This is a genomic window from Streptomyces sp. NPDC002004, assembly GCF_053593975.1.
Window position 1 is genome coordinate 59,285 of record NZ_JBSFDP010000012.1, and the last position, 14,273, is coordinate 73,557.

The 14,273-nt window shown below is 68.2% G+C and carries 16 protein-coding genes and 3 pseudogenes; 10 read left to right on the forward strand and 9 right to left on the reverse strand.

What is annotated here, in order from left to right; genetic code table 11:
- Positions 1–36: 36 nt before the first annotated feature.
- From ACWCP6_RS19770 to ACWCP6_RS19780, 3 genes and pseudogenes are all read left to right on the forward strand, one after another.
- Positions 37–535 (forward strand): annotated as a pseudogene (locus ACWCP6_RS19770) (transposase); the annotation flags it as partial.
- A 254-nt stretch (positions 536–789) separates the two neighbouring features.
- Positions 790–2,109 (forward strand): MFS transporter, encoded by a 1,320-nt coding sequence (locus ACWCP6_RS19775; protein WP_450933750.1) that lies wholly within the window; start codon positions 790–792, stop codon positions 2,107–2,109.
- A 227-nt stretch (positions 2,110–2,336) separates the two neighbouring features.
- Positions 2,337–3,109: pseudogene (locus ACWCP6_RS19780) on the forward strand (IS5 family transposase).
- Here the strand turns inward: ACWCP6_RS19780 and ACWCP6_RS19785 are convergent.
- The gene (locus ACWCP6_RS19785; protein ID WP_450933751.1) at positions 3,097–3,909 is read right to left on the reverse strand and encodes an alpha/beta fold hydrolase; all 813 of its coding nucleotides are present in this window, start codon (positions 3,907–3,909) and stop codon (positions 3,097–3,099) included. The pseudogene ACWCP6_RS19780 and the gene ACWCP6_RS19785 overlap by 13 nt on opposite strands.
- A 75-nt stretch (positions 3,910–3,984) precedes the next feature.
- Here ACWCP6_RS19785 and ACWCP6_RS19790 point away from each other — a divergent pair, with 75 nt between their 5' ends.
- On the forward strand, positions 3,985–4,458 hold the full coding sequence (locus tag ACWCP6_RS19790) for a MarR family winged helix-turn-helix transcriptional regulator (RefSeq protein ID WP_450933752.1): 474 nt from the start codon (positions 3,985–3,987) through the stop codon (positions 4,456–4,458).
- A 407-nt stretch (positions 4,459–4,865) separates the two neighbouring features.
- Positions 4,866–5,150: a hypothetical protein gene (locus ACWCP6_RS19795; protein ID WP_450933753.1), complete on the forward strand. Its 285-nt coding sequence runs from the start codon at positions 4,866–4,868 to the stop codon at positions 5,148–5,150.
- Positions 5,151–5,436: 286 nt separating this feature from the next.
- Here ACWCP6_RS19795 and ACWCP6_RS19800 read toward each other — a convergent pair whose 3' ends face one another.
- Positions 5,437–6,087 (reverse strand): response regulator, encoded by a 651-nt coding sequence (locus ACWCP6_RS19800; protein WP_450933754.1) that lies wholly within the window; start codon positions 6,085–6,087, stop codon positions 5,437–5,439.
- Positions 6,075–7,322: a sensor histidine kinase gene (locus ACWCP6_RS19805; protein ID WP_450933755.1), complete on the reverse strand. Its 1,248-nt coding sequence runs from the start codon at positions 7,320–7,322 to the stop codon at positions 6,075–6,077. The genes ACWCP6_RS19800 and ACWCP6_RS19805 overlap by 13 nt, the downstream gene beginning before the upstream one ends.
- A 119-nt stretch (positions 7,323–7,441) precedes the next feature.
- Between ACWCP6_RS19805 and ACWCP6_RS19810 the strand changes: the two are divergent.
- Positions 7,442–7,675: pseudogene (locus ACWCP6_RS19810) on the forward strand (DMT family transporter); the annotation flags it as partial.
- A 250-nt stretch (positions 7,676–7,925) separates the two neighbouring features.
- Here ACWCP6_RS19810 and ACWCP6_RS19815 read toward each other — a convergent pair.
- Positions 7,926–8,183, reverse strand: coding sequence for a hypothetical protein (locus ACWCP6_RS19815; RefSeq protein WP_450933756.1), 258 nt, complete (start codon positions 8,181–8,183; stop codon positions 7,926–7,928).
- 172 nt (positions 8,184–8,355) lie between these two features.
- Positions 8,356–8,721 carry a MerR family transcriptional regulator gene (locus ACWCP6_RS19820; RefSeq protein WP_450933757.1) on the reverse strand — a complete coding sequence of 122 codons (366 nt, stop codon included), beginning with the start codon at positions 8,719–8,721 and terminating at the stop codon, positions 8,356–8,358.
- A gap of 91 nt (positions 8,722–8,812) precedes the next feature.
- On the opposite strand from ACWCP6_RS19820, the gene ACWCP6_RS19825 reads away from it, so the two are divergent.
- Positions 8,813–9,676 (forward strand): enoyl-CoA hydratase/isomerase family protein, encoded by an 864-nt coding sequence (locus ACWCP6_RS19825; protein ID WP_450933758.1) that lies wholly within the window; start codon positions 8,813–8,815, stop codon positions 9,674–9,676.
- A gap of 354 nt (positions 9,677–10,030) precedes the next feature.
- Here ACWCP6_RS19825 and ACWCP6_RS19830 read toward each other — a convergent pair whose 3' ends face one another.
- The 3 genes from ACWCP6_RS19830 to ACWCP6_RS19840 all read right to left on the reverse strand — a co-directional run bounded on the left by ACWCP6_RS19830 (position 10,031) and on the right by ACWCP6_RS19840 (position 11,759).
- Positions 10,031–10,510 (reverse strand): hypothetical protein, encoded by a 480-nt coding sequence (locus tag ACWCP6_RS19830; RefSeq protein ID WP_450933759.1) that lies wholly within the window; start codon positions 10,508–10,510, stop codon positions 10,031–10,033.
- A gap of 105 nt (positions 10,511–10,615) precedes the next feature.
- The gene (locus tag ACWCP6_RS19835; RefSeq protein ID WP_450933760.1) at positions 10,616–11,176 is read right to left on the reverse strand and encodes a DinB family protein; all 561 of its coding nucleotides are present in this window, start codon (positions 11,174–11,176) and stop codon (positions 10,616–10,618) included.
- Between the two features lie 61 nt (positions 11,177–11,237).
- Positions 11,238–11,759, reverse strand: coding sequence for a winged helix-turn-helix transcriptional regulator (locus ACWCP6_RS19840; RefSeq protein WP_450933761.1), 522 nt, complete (start codon positions 11,757–11,759; stop codon positions 11,238–11,240).
- Positions 11,760–11,854: 95 nt separating this feature from the next.
- On the opposite strand from ACWCP6_RS19840, the gene ACWCP6_RS19845 reads away from it, so the two are divergent.
- The 3 genes from ACWCP6_RS19845 to ACWCP6_RS19855 all read left to right on the forward strand — a co-directional run bounded on the left by ACWCP6_RS19845 (position 11,855) and on the right by ACWCP6_RS19855 (position 13,796).
- On the forward strand, positions 11,855–12,640 hold the full coding sequence (locus ACWCP6_RS19845) for an SDR family oxidoreductase (RefSeq protein WP_450933762.1): 786 nt from the start codon (positions 11,855–11,857) through the stop codon (positions 12,638–12,640).
- Positions 12,641–12,663: 23 nt separating this feature from the next.
- Complete coding sequence (locus ACWCP6_RS19850; protein ID WP_450933763.1) at positions 12,664–13,023, forward strand: nuclear transport factor 2 family protein; 360 nt, start codon at positions 12,664–12,666, stop codon at positions 13,021–13,023.
- Between the two features lie 302 nt (positions 13,024–13,325).
- Positions 13,326–13,796, forward strand: coding sequence for a DUF3592 domain-containing protein (locus ACWCP6_RS19855; protein ID WP_450933764.1), 471 nt, complete (start codon positions 13,326–13,328; stop codon positions 13,794–13,796).
- A 38-nt stretch (positions 13,797–13,834) separates the two neighbouring features.
- Here ACWCP6_RS19855 and ACWCP6_RS19860 read toward each other — a convergent pair whose 3' ends face one another.
- Complete coding sequence (locus ACWCP6_RS19860; protein ID WP_450933765.1) at positions 13,835–14,203, reverse strand: nuclear transport factor 2 family protein; 369 nt, start codon at positions 14,201–14,203, stop codon at positions 13,835–13,837.
- Positions 14,204–14,273 lie beyond the last annotated feature (70 nt).

Here is a 14,273-nt window from a genome sequence, read left to right on the forward strand (position 1 = left end):
ATCTCAATTGGCGTGATGGTTAGCCAGTCCGCTGTGATGACGATGGTGGAGCGTCTAGTTCCGGACGGCTTGTGGGAGTTGTTCCAGCGAGTGCTGCCCTCTGCTCCGGTGCGACCGCAGGGCGGTGGTCGTCGGCGGCATGGTGATCGTGAGGTGCTGGCCGCGATCATGTTCGTATCTACGTCAGGCTGCACGTGGCAGCAGTTGTCCGCGGCCTCGTTCGGGCCGTCAGGCGCGACGGCGCACCGGCGTTTCACCGAATGGACGGAGGCCCGGGTGTGGGCCAAGCTCCACCGCCCGGTCCTCGACGAACTCGGGTCCCGCGGTGCCCTGAACTGGTCCCGCTGTGCGATCGACTCCGTGAGCATACGAGCCCTCAAGAGGGGGAACTAACGGTCGAGATCCCTGGACTGTAGAACGGGGCATGGCCTGGCTCGCCGGCTGCCGTCGGCTCCACCGACGCTATGAACGCAAAGCCGAACACTTCCCAGCCTTCACGAGCATCGCTTGCACCCTCATCTGTTACCGCAGGCTCAACGAGACGCGCGTCGAAGGTTGTTCTTGTTCACGTGTTCGCGAACGGCTCTCGCCCAAGGTGGGTGCTGAGCCAGGGGGAGGAGTAACTGGGAGAGCTGGCCACTCGTCACTAGGCACAACGGCCCCCGACCGTTGTTTGTTCCCCTTACGGATGTGACGTTTCACCAGGTCGGAAGGGCTGTCGCGGTGGCCCTGGCCCCGGGCATAGTCCCGGGGTGGCCACGTGGCCCGCAGGAAGGGGATTCCACATTGGTGAGGACCGGCACGGCATCCAGCGACGCACCTGTCAGCACTGGGCCGCAGTCGCAGGGGTGGCTGATCGGGCGCGGGCTGCTGCCCGAGCGCGGATCCCGGCGGACGCTGGCACTGGCCACGTTCATCAGCATGGTCGGCAACGGCCTCTTCATGACCGCCGCCGCACTGTTCTTCACCCGCTCGGTCGGCCTGTCGGTGACCCAGGTCGGGCTGGCCATGGGAGTGGCGGCCCTGGTGGGTCTGGTGGCCGGCGTGCCGGCGGGACGGGTGGCCGATCGGCGCGGCCCGCGGGAGACCTATCTGGTGATCCAGTGCGTGCAGGCCGCGGCGATGGCCGCGCTGGTGCTGGTGCACTCCTTCTGGGCGTTCGTCCTGACCGTCTCCCTCACCCAGCTCGCAGCCTCGGCCGGAGCCGCTGCCCGGGGGCCGCTCACCCGCAGCCTCGCAGGACCGAACCCGACCAAGTACCGGTCCTACCTGCGGGCGACGGCCAATCTGGCCGGCGCCTGCGGTGCGGCCATGGCCGGTGTGGTGGTGCAGGTGGGAACCCGGGGCGCGTATGTGTCGCTGATCCTGGCCAACGCCCTGAGCTTCCTGCTCTGCGCGGCCGTCGTGGCCCGGCTGCCGCAGCTGCCGCCGATGGGCGGCGGACCGAAGCCCGTGTCCATGCATGGGCTGTCCTCCGCCGGCCGTTGGGAGGTGCTGAAGGACCGTCCGTATCTGGTGGTCACCGCACTCGACTCGCTGCTGTCGCTGCAGGGGCACGTGCTGGTGTTCGCGCTCCCGCTGTGGATCGTTGGGCACAGCCGGGCGCCACACTGGCTGATCGGAGCCTGCGCGGTGGTCAACACGCTGATGGTGGTGGCGTTCCAGGTGCGGGCGAGCCGGGGGGTCGTGGACAACGCCTCGGCCGGACGGGCCGCGGTCCGTTCCGGGGTCGCGTTCCTGCTCGGGATGACGGCGATAGCGGCCGCCGCGGGGATGCCGGGCCGTTTCCCCGCCGTGCTGATCGTCGTCGGCGTCGTCGTGCACACGGTTGGTGAACTGTGGCACACAGCGGCCTCGTTCGAGCTCAGCTTCGGGCTCGCGCCCGCTCGAGTCCAGGGCCAGTACTCCGGGCTGAACGCCACCGGCACGGGCCTGGCCAGCTCCCTCGCGCCGTCGGTACTGGCCCTGTTCTGCATCACCTGGGGCGTCCCCGGCTGGCTGGCGCTGGGCGGTGTCTTCGTCCTCGCCGGGCTGGCGATGCCGTACGCGGTCCGGTGGGCCGAGCAGGCTCGCGCGGCAGCAGTCGAACACGACGCCGTTCCGGCGTGACCCTGACCTCTAGCCTCCGGCGGGACGTGCTGGAACGCTCCCCCGACCCACCCACCGCCAGTCATTCACGACCCTCACTGAGTCCCACACCTTGAAGCCGCCGAACGAGATGACCTCTAAGAGGAGCTAACAGAATGTCTCCTCCTTGGTCCGGTCGTTGACCGGATGTGGGGAAGCGGAAGGGTGGGCCGCCGTGGCTGGTGTCGGATGACCTTTGAGAGCGGGTAGTGCCGTTGTTGCCGGCTCGTCGGCGGCATGCGCGTCATCCCGGGCGTCGCCCTCTGGACGATCGTAGGTGCCTGCAAGGGATCCTGTCCGAGCTGCAAACCGGTATCCAGCGGTAGTGGCTGCCGCAGGAGCTCGGTTTCGGCTCCGGGATGACGTGTTGGCATCGGTTGCGGGACTGGAACGAGGCCGGGGTGTGGGACAGCCTCCACCAGGTGCTGCTGACCGAGCTGCATCGGGCCGGGATGCTGGACTGGTCGAGGGCGGTGATCGACGGCTCGCACCGCAGGGCACTTCGGGGCGGCACGAAAACAGGGCCGAGTCCGGTCGACCGTGCCCGGGCGGGCTCCATGCACCACGTGATCACCGACGCGCACGGCACCCCGCTGGCCATCACCCTCCCCGGCGGAAACAGGCAAGACGTCACCCAGCTGCTGCCCCTGCTCGATGCCATCCGCGCATCAGGGGGCACACAGGGCGACCTCGCCACCGACCCCGGCAACTGTTCGCGGACCGGGGCTACGACTTCGACAAATACCGCAGACTGCTGTGGAAGCGGGGCATCAAGCCGGTCATCGCGCGCCGCGGAGCGGCTCACGGCTCGGGACTCGGCGTCGTCCGTCGGGTAGTAGAGCGCACGAACGCGTGGATCCACGGCTTCCGACGCCTGCGGATCCGCTGGGAAATCCGCGACGACATCCACGAAGCCTTCCTGAAGCCGGCCTGCTGCGTCATTGCTTTCCGACGCGTCAGGGCCCTGGGTCAGGTCTCTTGAGTGGATGCGGTGCGGAGGAATCGCCCAAGGATCTCGTTGAAAGTATCCGGTCGTTCCATGTTGGGGTAGTGAGCGGTGTCTTCGACAGTCGTCGCACGGCCATTGACAACGGTGTGTACGAGTCGTTCGGCCATGCCGATGTGGTCGTCCGAGTCGACGCCGCCATTGATCGCCAGCACGGGGACGGTGATCTTCGCCGCCCGTGCCCAGGTGTCTGTCACGGGCACCATGTGCATGGGTTCGGCACTGGTGTGCTTGGCGACGGTCCGCCGGGTCATCTCCCGCAGCCTGCGCACGACATCCTGGTCGACGTCGCCGAGCGTGCGGCGCGGTCCCGCCGCGAGCCGGGTGAATGCCTCGACCCAGCCCTCGGTGTCACCCGCGGCCAGCGCGCGAGCCTCCTCGGCCTCGATCTCGCCGAGCCAGGGATCCTGGAATTCGGGTTCGCTGGTGCCGACGCCGCTGACGACCAACGCACATACCAGATCGGGGTGTTCGAGCGCGGTATCGACGGCGATGGCTCCGCCCATCGACAGTCCGACGAGGATCGCGGGACCGACGTCGAGGTGACGCAGCACAGCTGCGAGGTCATCGGTCTGACGGAACGGCTTGTTCGCATTGGAGGATCCTCCGTGTCCGCGGGCATCCGGTGCGATCACTCGGTAGTCCGGCGCGAAGACCCGTATCTGGTCGTCCCACATGCGGTGGTCCAGTAAGCCGCCGTGCAGCAGCACCAGCGGCTGTCCTGCCCCGACGTCGCGGTAGACGAGGTGGCCGTCCCCAGTGTCGAACGAGAACATGCCAGAAGCATCAGTCATGACAACCAAGGTGCCACCTGCTTCCGGAGTTGGCAACCATGGTGTCATCCTGATCGGGTGACCGATGCCGATATGCCACTCGCGCCCGATGACCTCGCCCACCGGCTCACGGAAGTGTTCGCCCTGGTCGGCCCGTTGTACCGACGCGTGCAGCGCAAGGTGGAACAAGCCGCACCGATCGAGGGTCTCTCCGTCGGCGTGCGCGCCGTCTTGGTCCTGCTCCTGGAACACGGGCCCATGACCGTCCCGCAGATGGGCCGCGCACAGGCGCTGAGCCGACAATTCGTGCAGCGCATGGTCAACGACGCGGCAACCCAACTGCTGGTCGAGATCACCCCCAACCCCGCCCACCAGCGGTCCTCGCTGATCCGACTGACCGACAACGGCAGGGCGGCCATCACCGCGGCAACCATCCGTGAGCACGCCCTGCTGCGTCAGGTCGGCGGCGACCTGACCGACGCCGACCTGACCGCATGCGTGCGTGTGCTCACGCAGATGCTCGCACTCTTCGACAACGTAGACGTGAACTGACTTTCACGCTGTATGCCAGTGCCCAAGTTGGGAGCGGCTCAATGACACGTGCCCACCGGCAGGAGCGGCTCGATCCGCGCCCACAGGGCATCCGACAACAGCTGCGGCCCGTTTCCCTCCCCGCGAACTGTCCAACGAGCTGCTGTAGGAGAGACCTGGCTCGCAGCTCAGCTTTCTGTTAGCTCTTCCAAGCCCGCTGGCGCGCGATCACGGCGCCTCATCTCGTCGCCCTCGCCCGAGCCGGGGCCCGCTTCGAACGTGACCTGCTGGTCGAGCGCCAGGATCAGGCGCCGTAACGCAGCACTCGGTGGTTGCCGGGGCGGATTCCGAACGCCCGCCGCGCTGTTGGAGCCGGCGGGTAGGGTCCGCACCGACAACGAAGAGGTCGGAGAAGGGCAGGAGCCGGGGTGGGCGCGTCATCGTGGCATTACATCGAGCCGTATGCCGGAGACATCGTGGTGGCCTTGGCCACCGTGCGACAGCGCGAGTTCGAGAGGCTCTTCGTCCACATCTTCGGAACCGTGGAACCGACCCGAGCAGACTTCGAACAGGCGCGGGAGTGCTACGACGCACGGCAGCCAGGCTCGGAGGAATTGTGGGAGATGCCGCAGTGGTCAGCGTGGTGCCGGCCATTGAAGGACGCCAATGGCGCGACCACCGCGATCGCCTTTTGGGGCCGGTCTGGCGACTAAGAAATAGCGTGATCCACAGGCCTTGACGATTGCTCCCTTGATGAGGGGCGAGGACTCAGTCGACGAGTGATCCGACCCTGGATGGCCGCCTACCGAGCAGGCGATAGAGGGGCTGATCGACCTCGTCCTGCTGGAGCCCAGGTCTGTCGTCGCATGGAGCGCGCTCGCCAGCTACCTGAATCTCGTGGGCCATGAGCGTGAGGCGTCGCTGGTCGAGCTTTGTGCGGCAGCGGCACGGTTCTCGCCCCAGCACTCCAGCCGTAGATCGTGATCACGGATGGAAAGGTCAGGCCCGGGACGCTCCGAGGAACCGCAGCACGGCCAGGACGCGGCGGTGGTCCGCGTCGACCACGGGCAGGTCAAGCTTGGCGAAGATGTTGTTGATGTGCTTCGCCACGGCGCTCTCGCTGACCACCAGCGCCTGCGCGATGCCGGCATTGGAGCGCCCCTCGGCCATCAGGCCGAGCACCTCCCGTTCGCGGGGGGTCAGCCGCGCGAGCGGGTCGCTGTCGCGCCTCAGCAGCAACTGGGCGACGACCTGCGGGTCCAGGGCCGTGCCCCCGTCCGCCACTCGCCGGACCGCCGCCACGAAGTCGGCGACATCGGCAACCCGCTGCTTGAGCAGGTAGCCCACACCGCTGGTGTTCGCAGACAGCAGGTCAGCCGCGTACCGCTCCTCCACGTACTGCGAAAGCAGCACCACCGGCGTCCCCGGCCAGCGCCGACGGATCTCCATCGCCGCCCGCACCCCCTCGTCGGTGAAGCCGGGCGGCATCCGGACGTCGATCAAGGCAAGTTCGGGCCGGTGCTCCGCCACTGCCGCCAACAGCCCCTCCGCGTCGCCGACTTCCGCGGCGACCTGGAACCCACCCATTTCCAGCACCTTGATCAGGCCGACCCGCAACAACACCGAATCCTCGGCGATCACCGCGCGCACGGCAGCTCCGCGGTGATGGTGGTGGGCCCGCCAACGGGGCTGCTGACGTGGAAGGCCCCGTCGAGGGAGCCGACCCGCTTGGCCAGCCCGGTCAGCCCCGTGCCGACGGCGGCGTCGGCACCGCCCAGCCCGTCGTCGGTAACGCGCACTCGCAGCACCTCACCGACCTGACGGACTATCACCTCTGCACGCATCGCGTTGGCGTGCTTCGTTGCATTGGTCAGCGCCTCAGAGATCACGAAGTACGCGACTGACTCCACGTTGGGCGCCACCCGCTCCTCCAGATTGACCCGCAGCCGCACCGGCAGGGGCGTGCGGGCAGCCAGCCCGGACAACGCCGCGTCCAGACCTCGGTCTTCGAGCACGGCCGGGTGCAGTCCCCGCACCAGGTCATTGAGTTCGGCGATCGCCTCCTTCGCCTCCAGGTGCGCTCTCGCGATCACCTCGCGGGCATCACTCGGCAGGTCCGGGCGGGTGGCAATGGCCAGACCCAGGTTGACCGCGAGAGACACCAACCGCTGCTGGGTGCCGTCGTGCAGGTCGCGCTCGATCCGGCGGCGCTCCGCGTCGACGGCCTCGATCAAGTCGGTCCGGCTCACGGCCAGCTGATCGACCCGCTCCTGGAGCCGCTGCGCCCGGCTGGGCCCGAGCAGGCCCAACGCCAGCCGCGCCTCGGCCCGGGCTACTGCCCGCGCGGTCCAGGGCAGGGCGCACAGGAGGAGGAGTCCAGCCGCTGTGTAAGCCGGCAGCTGGGTCAGGTAGCCGAACCAGTCCTGGCGGATTCCGGTTGGCAGCGCCCATGACCAGGCGTAGGCGATGACGCCCGCCAGGCACGCCGCTGCCACCGCGAGCACCAGCAGCTCCAGCAGCGCGAGCAGCGGGCCCAGCAGGAGGTGGTAGCCGATCTTGCGCCAAGGCCGCGTCGCCGCGAGCCACCGGGCGGTCGAGGCCCACGTCCATTGTTCCGGCGCGGTGGGGGTGAGCCGGGGGACGTCCACACCGATGAGCACCCGGTAGCGAGCCCGCTGAACGGCCGTCAGCACCGGGGTGCCGAGCAGGACCAGGGCGGCCGACATGGAAACCGTAAGGAGCCAGTTCCCCGTCCTGGCGGTAGTCGCCGCCGCCCAGGCCCACACGGGCACCAGCGCCAGGTGCGGCAGCACACCAGCGGCAAGAAAGCCGGTGTCCCGCTGCGCCCGGAGGACCGTGCGTCTCAGTCCAGCTGGAATCGTCATGGCACGACGCTAGGGCACCGCAGGAGGACGGTGCCATGAAACCTGTACCCGACCTCATGGTGAACCTAGTACCAGCTGTAGATCTTGATCTCGGCCTGTGGGCGGACAGCATCTCGGGTTTCTTCCTTCTTACGCTCTGGGCACTGAGCGTCGCATTGGGCACCATCGATGTGGGCATCGGCTACGCGGTCTGGGCGGGAATAGGATCGGTCGGCGCGGCACTGCTGGGCCCCGTCCTCTTCGACGAGACCCTCACCCCGGCCCAGGCATGCTGGCTGGGCGTCATCATCGCCGGAGTGATCTGGCTGAAGCTCGCCGACAGGCCGAGGGAAGCCCAAGGCCTGGAGCGCTGAACGGTAGTCCCCCAGCGCCCCATGCATGCTGACCCGGCGTGTGCGGTAACGGCGCAGTGGTCGGTGCCGAGCCCGCCGGGTGTCCGCGACCGACAGAGCCGACCGCAGCCCGTGGGCAAGTGCTCCTCAGCGTCGGCCCGGCCCATCACAGCGGAGGCAACGGCTCGATCCGCGTCCACGGCGCTCCGGTCATCGGCACCCCGGGACCGACGGCCTCCTGGCTGGTCCAAGGGAAACCGCAGAGTCGTGGTCAGGTGTCCTGGGGATCCGACTCGAACGTGAAATAGATGCTCAGACAGTAGGGCTCGTCCTCGTCGTGGAAGAAATCCCACGACACGTCCACCGGGCGGATTCTTTGCTCACGCACCCACTCATGGGCTTTCTTGAAGGCTTCCGCGGCCGTTGTGGCGGGGAACAGCTTCCGGGCGATGGGATGTACCCCGGTCTCAGCGTCCGAGTCGTCGAAACCCTTTGGAACATCCAGGCAGAAGTTGGGATCCAACACCATGGAGTGCGTCCTTCCCGGTCGGTTCACCAGTACGAGTCGACAGCGGCTCTGAGCGCGACGGCCTGTAAGACCGCCGCACACCCAGGGAGGGTTGCTTCTGCCGACCCTGCGGCGAGGTGACGGAGTAAGTGTCCTGAGCCGCCCAGATGGCCACCCCGTGCCCCCGCGCACGTCAGGGGCAGGGGCGACCCGTCCGGAAGGTGGTGGTGGCCGCGGCGATGACGGTGTCCAGCCTGTCCCGGGTGTCCACCAGGGTGCCGATCTGGGTATTGATGCGGTCCCGCTCCGCCGAGAGCCGTTCGAGCAGCTCCGGCGTCACCTCGCCGGTCACGACACATGGCAGCAGTTCCACGATCGACTTACTCGGCAGTCCTGCCGCGTACAGCTGCTGGATCAGCAGGACGCGGTCGACTGCACTGTCCGCGTAGTGCCGCTGCCCGCTGGGGCTGCGTTCGGAGGCGAGCAGCTGCTGTTCCTCGTAGTAGCGCAACGCTCTCACGCTCACACCTGTTCTGGCGGCGAGTTCACCGATGCGCATCACGTTCCCCTTGCCTCTGACGTCAACGTCAGGTTTTAGCGTGACCGATGTACGGGCCTGTGGCCAGAGATTCCATCGAGAGAAGGACGAAATGCCGTACGACGGTTACACGGGACTGCGGGTGGCGATCGACGCGGGCGTGGCTCATGTGACGCTCGACAGCCCGCCGGTGAACATGCTCGACGCGACGCTCATCAACGAACTGCACGACTTCGTCGGAGCCGTCCGCGAGGACGAGCGGGTGCGTGTGATCGTGCTGCAGAGCGCCGACCCGGACTTCTTCGTCGCCCACGTGGACCTGGGCTTCATGCTCGAGCCGGAGACCTTCGCGGAACTGGCCAACCCGGACGCCATGACCGGCGGCGACGAGTCACTGATCAACCCGATGCAAAAGCTGATGCTGCGCCTGCGGGCGCTGCCGCAGGTGACGATCGCCAAGCTCGCAGGGCGCCTTCGCGGCGGCGGCAACGAACTGGCGATGGCACTCGACATGCGCTTCGCCGCCAGGGGACGGACCTGGCTCGCCCAGCCCGAGACCCGGATGGGCATCATCCCCGGAGGTGGCGGCACCCAGCTGCTGCCCCCGCTGGTCGGCCGCGCCAGGGCTCTGGAGGTGATCCTCGGCGCAAACCTCTTCGACGCCGAGACAGCCGAGCGCTACGGCTGGATCAACCGCGCCCTCCCGGCCGAGGAACTCGACGACTTCGTCGACGCCCTCGCCCTGCGCATCGCGGCGCTGCGCCCGGAACAGGTCACCGCGGCGAAGGCGGCGGTCGGGGCCGCAGCCACCGGTGGCAGCCTGCTGGAAGGACTCGGCGAGGAGAGCAAGGCCCTGGGCGGGGTCTACCCGGCACCGGATGCCGTGGTCGAGCGCATGCGAGCCGCTGTGGCAGCCGGCGCCCAGACCCGCGAGGGCGAACTCGACCTGGAGGCGTCACTGGACCGCATTGCCTGAGCCCTACGCGACCGTCGGCTGCACGTTCCTCTCGACCAGGCTGTTGCGCTCCGAAGCGACCGCGGCCCTCGACTGAACTGGTGCTCTTCACGCCGCGGTTGGAGTGACACCACCCGCCGTGTCGCGTGTGCCGGGCGGCGGTCCTCCGGTTTCGGCCTCCCGTACGTCCCGCCAAGCGCCGGGCCGGAGGCGGTACGTGGCGCCTCCGGTCGGCAGCGCCGAGGCTTAGTCTCGCCGGCTCCGTGATCAGTCCTCGGCCGCCGGTCCCCGTACGGGACTGCCGAGGACTCCGGCGGTGAAGATCGCCAGTTGCTTGCGCATCTCGCTGCGGGGCATGTCCTTCTCGCCGGCCAGCTACTCGACGAGGTCGGCCCGGGTAGCGGCAAGCAACGCATGGGCCGCGAAGTCGCTGTCGGTCAGGCCAGGGATCTGCTCCAGCAGGTCGCGGAGCAGGGTGTGCCATCGCTCGTACGGATCCGTCCGGTAGGGGCTGTCCGTGCCGGTTCCCTCCAAGGCCAGGGCGAGGTGGCGGTTGTCGAGCTTGAAGCACAGGACGGCGTCGCTGGGAGGCGACCGGCCCGGCCTCGCGGAAGGTCCTGGCCTGCATGGACGCGGCCGCTGGGCTGACAGCGAGTTCACGGGCGGTTCGGTGGTGGTGTGCTTCCGGACGAGGAGGCGCAAGGCCCGTGCCCGGGTAGCGCCGACCAGAGCGGTGAGCGGATGGTCGGATGCCGAGGTGTCTCGGAGCGGCAGGGGCGTGACGGCGATGTAGAGCAGCGGAAGCCGCCCGTCGGGGTGGAATTCGCAGCCGGCGCCCGCTTCGAGAACGGTCACCTCGCCGAACGAGACGAAACCCTCGCAGCATGAACCTCCTCGACTACTGAGGGTGTCACTTCGAGGTGACGTGCTGGTGGGGTCGGAGGGCGAACCCCGTCCTCGTCACTGGCCCACCCTTCCGTCAACGCACTCGCGCAACAGGTCGGCGTGCCCGCAGTGGCGGGCATACTCCTCGATCCTGTGCACCATCAGCTCCCGGACTGCGATTTCGTCCTTCCCCACCCGCTCGCTCAGATCCGGGTGCTCGGCCAGCGCGGCGTCGGTCGCGGCCTGCTCGCGCTCCAGGTCGGAGAATGCGGCGTCGACCACGGCCTGCTCGGCGACCGCCTTGTGGAAGTCCGCGTCCTTCTCGCCGTACAGCTTCGGCAGCGGGTCACCGTCGGTGATCCAGTTGCGCCAGTCCCGTTCCACCTCGGCGAGATGCCGCACCAGGCCGAGCAGCGACATCGTCGACGGCGGAACCGACCGACGGGCCAGTTGCTCGGCATCCAGGCCCTCGCATTTCATCCGCAACGTCAGACGGTAGTCCGTCAGGAAGCCCTGCAGCGTCGCCGGCTCACCCTCCGGGCTGGCCCCGTCCGTGTTGCGGGGGTCGTCGTCCGGGTCGGCCCACATGTCGGGGTAGACGGTTGCAGGGCTCCATCGCGTGGGTTGATCACTCATGCGTTGATGCTCGTCCGTGACGGCCCGAGCCCGCTACTGAGTATTGTCGCGCCGGCCCCGCCTATGCACCCGCCGTTGGGACCACTGGCTGCCGGTGGGCGTAGCGGTTGCGCATGGCGTCGCTGGCCGCAGGCCCCGCTGCGAAGACGTAGGCATGGCTGTCGTCGAGTCGGCGGCCGGTCCTGGCGTCGACGACCACGGGCTCGACCTCCTCGCCGCTTTCCGCGTCGACGAGAATCATGCTGCGTTCGTGCGGGTCCAGCCGGGAATTGCCCCACCCGGCCAGGGCGACGATCACTGGGCGGAGGGAACGCCCGAGGTCGGTCAGCACGTACTCGTGGCGGACCGGGTTGGTCCGGTAGGGGCGGCGCTCCAGCAATCCGTCCGTGACGAGGGTCTTCAGGCGGGCCGTGAGCATGCTCGAGGAGATGCCCAGGTTCTCCTGGAACTGGTCGAAGCGGGTGTAGCCGTCGAAGGCGTCGTGGAGGATCAGCAGCGTCCACCACTCACCGACATGTTCCACAGTCGTGGACAGTGGGCATTCCCGGTCCTCCAGCCTGATGCGGCTCGCCACGGTGGCCATCCCCTCGGTTACTGCTAAAGTCGAAGTCAGTAGCTTCTATTTTAGCAGTAACCGAGGGTTGCGCCGGACGTGCGCACCAGTGATCGGAAGGCACCATGACCAGCCCCATCAACGAATCGCTCAAAGGCCGCCGTGCACTGGTCACCGGCGGCACCAAGGGTGCTGGGGCCGCCATCGCCCGGCGGCTCGCCGAGGCCGGCGCCGACGTGCTTGTCACCGCCCGCAACAGCCCGGACAAGGTCGAGGAGAAGACCTTCATCGCCGCCGACCTGTCGGCCCCCGAAGGGGCCGACCGGGTGATCGCCGAAGTAGGCGCACGCATGGGAGGTGTCGATATCCTGGTCCACACCCTCGGCGGCTCCGAGGCGCCGGCCGGCGGATTCGCGGCGCTCGGCGAGGAGGACTGGGCCAAGGAGCTCAACGTGAACCTGATGGCCGCCGTCCGCCTGGACCGCGGCCTGTTGCCCGGCATGATCGCGACCGGCAAGGGCGTGATCCTGCATGTCACCTCGATCCAGCGCCGCATGCCACTGTGGAACGGCACCCTGGCCTACGCAGCAGCCAAAGCGGCGCTGACCACCTACAGCAAGGGCCTGGCCAACGAGGTCGCCCCACATGGCATCCGCGTCAACACCGTTTCACCGGGCTTCATCCGGACCACCGCCGCCGACAACCTGGTGGCCCGGATCGCCCAGGAGGCCGGTGTCACCCAGGAAGCCGCCCTGGGTCGGCTCATGGACTCACTCGGCGGCATTCCCCTCGGCCGCCCCAACCGGCCGGAGGAAGTTGCTGAACTCGTCGCCTTCCTCGTCTCCGACCGCGCCTCGGCCATCGTCGGCGCCGAACACGTCATCGACGGCGGAACGACCCCCACCGTCTGAGCCCCACAGTCAAGAGAACCGTCATGCCGAGCCATCAGCCCCGCACCATCGCCCCGAGCGACTTGCCCAAAGCGATCACCCGCTACCTGAGGGCCCACCAGGACCACGACACCGCCACCGCAGTCACCGCCTTCACCAGCGACGCCGCCGTGACCGACGACGGCAGGACATACCAGGGCACCACCGCAATCGAAGGGTGGCTGAACCGCTCCGCCACCGAATTCACCTACACCATCGAGCTCACCGATGCGCAGCAGACCGATCCGACCCATTACGTCGCCACACACCACCTCGAAGGCAACTTCCCCGGAGGCACTGTCGACCTGCGCTATCAGTTCACCCTCCGCGACGACCTGATCGAGCGTCTGGTCATCGAGCCCTGATCCGCCTGAGCGTCCTCCTTCCCGCACTCGGATGAGCCCCTCCGTCCGGGGGCGTGTCCGCGCTTTCATGAAGCCTCCGCCTGGTACAGGTGCCCCCGGATACGTGCCCCGGCGCAGGCGGCACGGAAGCCCGGTCACAACCCGATGGTCGGGTGCACTGAGCGTCGCAGTTGGCCGGACCGGGGGCGGGTTGAACGATTCCTGAACGGCGGCCCGGTGCCGAACCGCCCGGGGCGGGAGCACGGCGACCGGGATACCTGGGATAGCGTCCCTCTCACTTTCGGACAAGTGAGAGGGATGTCGTGCAGGTTCAGGTGCGTGGGCGGGGGGCCCGCCGGTGGATCGCCTTCGGGGCGATCGCGTTCGGGGCGCTGTTCTTGGTCGTCGGGCTGATCCTGGCGGGGGTGTCGGTCTCGTTCCTGGCGGATGCGGAGCGCGCCCGGGGCACGGTGGTGGCCCTGGAGTGGCGGAACGACCACAACGGCGTGTCTCGCAAGAAGCGGGTGAACGACGGGCCCGTGGCGTACCCGGTGGTCGAGTTCACGTCGTCGGATGGCACGTCAAGGACGTTCCGGAGTTCCACGGGTTCCAACCCACCGGCGTACGAGGAAGGAGAGCGGGTCGAGGTCCTCTACCAAGCAGATTCCCCCGAGGACGCCCGGATCAACGGGTTCGCCTCGCTGTGGCTGCTGCCACTGATCTTCGGTGGGCTCGGCCTGGGGATCACGGGGACCGGGACGGTCATTGCGTTGGCGATGCGGAGACGTTCTTAAGCCGTGTCGGGCGGGTCAGGGTGCTCCCGGGCGGGGATTCATGCCGCGGGGAGCCGGTCGAGGAAGCCGAGGACGGAGGTGATCCTGCCGTCCTCGCCCAGAGTGATCACGTCCGAGCCGGCGACCGGCGCCGAGCCGTCGGCAGTGGACACCAGCTCCCAGCTGAAGCGGGCGATGTGATGGTTACCGTCCACATCACCGGACAGCCTGAACTCAAAGCCGGGGAACTGCTCGTGCGCGGCCTCGATCACCGCGGCAATCTGCCCGTGACCGCGCACGTCTGCCAGCGGGTCGGTGTACGTGCCGTCCTCCGACCATGCCGCCGCGACCGCCTTGACGATCGCCTCGGCGCCGACGGCGTTCCACGCCTCGAAGTAACGGGCAACGGCGGCAGCATAGTTCGACATGACAGGACTCCCGTTTCGGTGAAGTGACCTGGCCATCAGGTCGGTTGGCCCGGGTTCCGAGGCGGGGGTG